This is a genomic window from Clostridium sp. AF27-2AA, assembly GCF_003478505.1.
In the GTDB taxonomy this organism is placed as follows: Bacteria; Bacillota; Clostridia; order Lachnospirales; family Lachnospiraceae; genus Brotaphodocola.
Genome location: NZ_QUFI01000010.1, coordinates 109224 through 115688, shown reverse-complemented (window position 1 = coordinate 115688; position 6465 = coordinate 109224). Strand labels below are relative to the sequence as shown.

Genomic DNA, 6465 nt, shown 5'->3' with positions numbered 1-6465 from the left:
AGGTTCATGTTGTTGCTGTTCTCAGCGGCAACGTTCAATATTTTATCACATCGTTTTCGCTTTGTCAACAGCTTTTTTCATTTTCTTTTTGAATCTTTTCAGATTCGTTTTGCTGTTTTCAGCAGCGTGTTATATCTTACCAGATATTCACGCGTTTGTCAACAACTTTTTTATTTTTCTTTTCAGACATTTGTCTTAAAGAGAAAAAAAGAATCATCTGGAATTGAGCGGAGAAAGAGGGATTTGAACCCTCGCGCCGGTTGCCCGACCTACACCCTTAGCAGGGGCGCCTCTTCGGCCTCTTGAGTATTTCTCCGAATTTCATAATTCCATATGATTTTGCGCTGTCCACTTGCGCTTTCAGACGCATAGCCTATTATATAGTACAGACATTACTTTGTCAACCACATTTTTAATTTTTTTCCGCATACTCCTGAATTGCTGTTTCATAGAGATTATTGCCCTCAGAATCAATCACAACAATGACCGGAAAATCCTCTACCTCAAGCCTGCGGATTGCCTCTGTTCCAAGATCATCGTAGGCAACAACCTCAGAAGAAAGAATGCGTTTGGAAAGCAGCGCACCAGCCCCGCCTACTGCATCAAAATACACACAGCCATTTCTCACTATAGCATCAATCACTGCCTGGCTGCGTTTGCCCTTTCCAACCATAGCCCCCAGGCCCAGATCAATCAGGTTTGGAGCATATTTATCCATACGGCTTGCGGTGGTCGGGCCTGCAGAACCAATCGGTCTTTCCTCTCTTGCCGGAGACGGTCCCATATAATAGATAACATTGCGGTCCATCTCAATGGGAAGCGGCTGCCCTGCATCCGTTTATGAGCAGCATCTCTTGCAGTGTAAATGGTTCCGGTCAGATATACATAGTCTCCTGCTCTCAGACTTTTTGCGTCTTCTTTGCTGATCGGCACCTGAATTTTTCTATCCATAGGAATCTCCTTCTATAATACACGGTGTGCGTGACGGTTTACATGACAGCAGATATTGATGGCTACCGGAAGACCTGCAATATGGGTAGGATAAGTCTCCACGTTAACCGACAGCGCGGTCACACGGCCACCCAGTCCGCCCGGTCCGATTCCAAGGCCATTGATACACTCCAGCATTTCTTTTTCCAGATCTGCTACATACGGAATATCCGAATGCTCATTTAAGTTTCTGGTAAGGGCATGCTTTGCCATGATGGCACACTTCTCAAAGGTACCGCCAATACCGACACCCACTACCATAGGCGGGCAGGCATTTGGTCCAGCGTCTTTTACAGCTGTCAGAATGACATTCTTTACCCCCTCAATGCCGTCTGCCGGCTTCAGCATGAAAACGCCGCTCATATTTTCACTTCCAAAGCCCTTTGGCGCCAGAGTAATATCTACCTGATCTCCCTCTGTAATCTCATAATGAATAATAGCCGGTGTATTATCCTTTGTGTTTTCCCTGAGGATTGGATCTTTTACTACGGACTTTCTTAAAAAGCCGTCCACATAACCATCATGAACCCCCTAATTGATTGCATCCGTCAGGCTGCCGCCCTCAAAATGAACTTCCTGGCCAACTTTGATAAAGACCACTGCCATACCGGTATCCTGACAGATCGGGATCATATCCTCCCCTGCGATTTTCAGATTCTCCTGAAGCTGGGTTAAGATTTGTTTTCCAAGAGGAGCTTCCTCTTCGTCAACCGCTTTCTTCATGCGCGCTGCCATATCTTCTGAAAGAAACTGATTCGCCTCGATGCACATTTCCTTAATCGCAGCCGTAATTTCTTTTACATTTACTGTTCTCAACATGTTTTTCTGACCGTTCCTTTTCGCCGGCTTTTCTTTTTTTCTAAATAACGCAGAAAGAGGACATGCTGCCAGCCGCCTAAAACCACTGGCAGTATATCCTCTTCGTTTTCTTTATGAATCACTGCTCATTTTGTTACTTTTTTTCTTCCGGATGCTCCTCAGAAAGCTCCAACTCTTCAATGCCGTCTCCCTCGGACTTTTCTCCGTCATCGCGTACCTTTGCAATGCTTGCTACGCGGATATTGGAATCCGGATCAATGTTCATCAGCTTCACACCGGAGGTATTTCTTCCGATCACAGAAATATCTTCCACGGAAATACGGATCACAACGCCTTCATTGGTAATCATCATGATGTCATGATCATCGTGTACCAGCTTTGCTCCTACGATATCACCGGTCTTCTCGGTGATCTTATAGCAGAGAACACCCTTACCACCACGGTTCTGGGCCGTAAACTCCTCAATCGGGGTGCGCTTGCCCATGCCATTTTCCGATACAATCAAAAGCTTTTCGCCCTGGGTATCCATCTGCATGCCGACAACCTCATCGCCATCATTTAACTTCATGCCAATCACACCCATGGATACACGGCCAGTCACACGTACATCGGTCTCATGGAACCGGATGCACTGGCCTTTCTTCGTTACCAGGAAGATATCTTTGGTGTTATCCGTTGCCTTTACCTCGATCAGCTCATCATTTTCCTTCAGAACAATGGCCTGCAGTCCATTCTTGCGGACGTTCTCATACTCCTTCACCGGAGTCTTCTTGACCATGCCGCCGCGGGTAGCCATAAACAGATAATCCGTCTCATGATATTCCTTCACCGGGATCACGGCTGTAATCTTCTCCTCCGGCTGAAGCTGCAGAAGATTGATGATGGCCGTTCCGCGCGCCGTACGGCTGCCCTCCGGGATTGCGTATGCCTTCAGACGGTAGACACGGCCCTTGTTGGTAAAGAACATGATGTAGTTATGGGTCTTGGTTAACAGCAGATCCTCAATGTAATCCTCATCAATGGTCTGCATGCCCTTGATGCCCTTGCCACCGCGGTTCTGGTTCTTGAAGTTATCCACGCTCATGCGCTTGATGTAACCAAGCTTGGTCATAGCCACAATGGTATTCTCATTCGGGATCAGATCCTCCATGGACATATCAAACTCATCGAAACCAATAGCAGTCTTACGGTCATCACCGTACTTATCAGAAATAACAAGGATCTCTTCACGGATCACACCAAGCAGCTTTTTCTCATCTGCAAGGATGGCTTTTAACTCCTCGATCTTCGCCATTAACTCTTTGTATTCATTTTCCAGCTTCTCGCGCTCCAGACCGGTCAGAGCACGCAGACGCATGTCTACGATAGCCTGGGACTGGACATCGCTTAAGCCGAATCGCTCCATCAACTGCTGCTTTGCAATCTGGACGTTCTCGGAACCGCGGATGATGCGGATAACCTCATCAATATGGTCTAACGCGATCAGCAAGCCCTGTAAGATATGGGCACGCTCCTCTGCCTTATTTAAATCGTATTTGGTCCGGCGGGTCACTACATCTTCCTGATGCTTTAAGTAGTAATTGAGCATCTCCAGAAGATTTAAGACCTTCGGCTCATTATTCACCAGTGCCAGCATGATAACACCAAAGGTGTCCTGAAGCTGGGTGTGCTTTAATAACTGGTTTAAGATGACATTGGCATTCACGTCACGGCGCAGCTCAATGACAATGCGCATACCCTGGCGGTCAGACTCATCACGCAGATCGGTGATTCCGTCCACACGTTTCTCTTTTACCAGCTCTGCGATTTTCTCGATCAGCCTTGCTTTATTTACCAGATACGGAAGCTCTGTTACCACAATGCGGCTCTTGCCATTTGGCAGGGTCTCAATGTCAGATACTGCACGTACACGGATCTTGCCGCGGCCGGTGCGGTATGCTTCCTCAATACCGGCTTTACCAAGAATGGTAGCGCCTGTCGGGAAATCCGGTCCTTTTACGATTTCCAGAATCTCTTCCAGAGTGGTATCACGGTCTTCCTTAATGCGGTTATCGATCAGCCTGACTACAGCGCTAATCACCTCCCGCAGATTGTGCGGCGGAATATTGGTGGCCATGCCGACTGCAATACCGGTGGTACCGTTTACCAGAAGATTCGGATATCTGGACGGAAGAACAACCGGCTCTTTCTCAGTCTCATCAAAGTTTGGTACAAAATCTACGGTATCTTTTCCGATATCAGCCAGCATCTCCATGGAAATCTTGCTTAAACGTGCCTCAGTATATCGCATGGCTGCAGCGCCGTCACCGTCCACGGAACCAAAGTTTCCATGACCATCTACCAGCGGGTAACGGGTAGACCACTCCTGCGCCATATTTACAAGAGCTCCATAGATAGAGCTGTCACCGTGCGGGTGATATTTACCCATGGTATCGCCGACGATACGCGCGCATTTTCTGTGTGGCTTATCCGGCCCGTTGTTCAACTCGATCATTGAGTAAAGTACACGGCGCTGAACCGGCTTTAAACCGTCCCGCACATCCGGCAGGGCCCGTGCAGCGATAACGCTCATGGCATAATCGATATAAGACTTCTCCATGGTGGATTTTAAGTCTATATCATGAACTTTATCAAAAATATTTGGTTCCATATTGTTCTCCTTGTTGTCTCATTCCATCAGAAAGCGTACGCTGTCACGCTTTCCTGCCGCATTTCATCATGCTGCATCAGATATCCAGGTTCTGTACGTATTTCGCGTTAGCCTCAATAAATTCGCGACGCGGCTCAACCTGATCCCCCATCAGGGTAGTAAATGTCAGATCCAGTTCGGATGCCACATCGTCATCCATATTCACACGCAGAAGGATACGGCGCTCCGGATCCATGGTGGTCTCCCAGAGCTGCTCCGCGTCCATCTCACCCAGACCTTTGTAGCGCTGGATCTTATTGTTATTGTCACGGCCGACTTCCTTGATGATCTGGGCCAGTTCTTCATCACTGTAGGCATACCAGATCTTCTTGTTCTTCTCCAGCTTGTATAACGGCGGCTGTGCCAGATATACGTGCCCCTGCTTGATCAGCTCCGGCATGAAGCGGTATAAGAAGGTCAGCATCAGGGTACTGATATGCGCGCCGTCTACATCCGCATCGGTCATGATGATGATCTTATGATAACGGAGCTTGGAGATATCGAAATCGTCATGGATTCCGGTACCGAACGCAGTGATCATGGCTTTAATCTCGGCGTTGGCATAGATTTTATCCAGTCTTGCCTTCTCTACGTTTAAGATCTTACCGCGAAGCGGCAGGATTGCCTGGGTATCTCTGGAGCGGGCCGTCTTTGCAGAACCGCCTGCAGAATCTCCCTCTACAATAAAAATCTCGCATTTTTCCGGATCTTTGTTGGAGCAGTCTGCCAGTTTGCCCGGAAGTGCCATACCCTCTAAGGCCGTCTTTCTTCTGGTTAAATCACGGGCCTTTCTTGCAGCCGCGCGGGCGCGCTGCGCCAGAACAGATTTCTCACAGATGGTCTTGGCTGCTGCCGGATTCTGCTCCAGGAAATAGGTAAGCTGCTCACTGACGATGCTGTTTACCGCTCCCATTGCCTCACTGTTTCCTAATTTCTGCTTGGTCTGTCCCTCAAACTGCGGCTCTTCAATCTTGATGCTGACAATAGCGGTTAAGCCCTCGCGGATATCCTCACCGCTTAAGTTCGGCTCACTGTCCTTTAAGAGCTTATTCTTGCGGGCGTAATCGTTGATCGTCTTTGTCAGGGCATTTTTCAGGCCTGCCAGATGGGTACCACCCTCTGGTGTATTGACATTGTTCACGAAGGTATAAATATTCTCAGTATAAGAATCATTGTGCTGCATGGCAACCTCAACGAACACGCCGTCCCGGGTTCCCTCACAGTAAATGACATTGTTGTAAAGCGCTGCCTTGCCTTTGTTTAAGTAGGTGACAAACTCCTGAATGCCGCCCTCATAATGGAATACTTTTTCTTTTTTCTCCTCACGCTCATCCCGCAGGGTAATTTTTAACGCCTTGGTTAAGAATGCGGTCTCCTGAAGACGGATGCGCAGGACCTCAAAATCGTATACAGTCTCCTCAAAAATTTCCGGATCCGGAAGAAAATGAACCTCGGTTCCGTGTTTATCTGCCGGACATTCACCGACTACTTTTAACGGATACATGACTTTCCCACGCTCATAGCGCTGCTGGTAAATCTTGCCATCCTGGTAAACACGCACCTCCAGCCAGGTAGAAAGCGCATTTACAACAGATGCGCCTACCCCGTGCAGGCCGCCGGATACCTTGTATCCTCCACCGCCAAACTTACCGCCGGCGTGCAAGATGGTAAAGACAACCTCCACCGCCGGAATTCCGGCTTTTTTCTGAATGCCGACCGGAATGCCGCGTCCATCATCCAGTACTGTGATGGAATTGTCCTCATGGATGGTGACGTCAATCCGGTCACAGTAGCCAGCCAGGGCTTCATCTACTGCATTATCTACAATCTCATAAACCAGGTGATGCAGGCCCCTGGACGAAGTGCTGCCAATGTACATACCAGGTCTCTTCCGGACTGCCTCCAGCCCTTCCAGAATCTGAATCTGGTCTGCTCCGTATTCTGCACTCATGTTATTTCCTCCTAGT

General features: G+C 48.4%; 2 protein-coding genes, 1 tRNA gene and 2 pseudogenes. All 5 read right to left on the bottom strand.

All coding sequences use genetic code 11. The features are described from left to right. Positions 1 to 228 precede the first annotated feature (228 nt). Positions 229 to 316: transfer RNA gene (locus DWY84_RS07815), tRNA-Ser, on the bottom strand. Positions 317 to 412: 96 nt separating this feature from the next. Beyond that, positions 413 to 951 (bottom strand): annotated as a pseudogene (locus DWY84_RS07810) (Fe-S-containing hydro-lyase). Between the two features lie 12 nt (positions 952 to 963). Further along, positions 964 to 1806: pseudogene (locus DWY84_RS07805) on the bottom strand (fumarate hydratase). A 136-nt stretch (positions 1807 to 1942) separates the two neighbouring features. Beyond that, on the bottom strand, positions 1943 to 4459 hold the full coding sequence (gene gyrA, locus DWY84_RS07800; protein WP_118532087.1) for a DNA gyrase subunit A: 2517 nt from the start codon (positions 4457 to 4459) through the stop codon (positions 1943 to 1945). A gap of 76 nt (positions 4460 to 4535) precedes the next feature. Next, on the bottom strand, positions 4536 to 6449 hold the full coding sequence (gene gyrB / locus DWY84_RS07795; protein WP_118532085.1) for a DNA topoisomerase (ATP-hydrolyzing) subunit B: 1914 nt from the start codon (positions 6447 to 6449) through the stop codon (positions 4536 to 4538). Between the last annotated feature and the right edge of the window lie 16 nt (positions 6450 to 6465).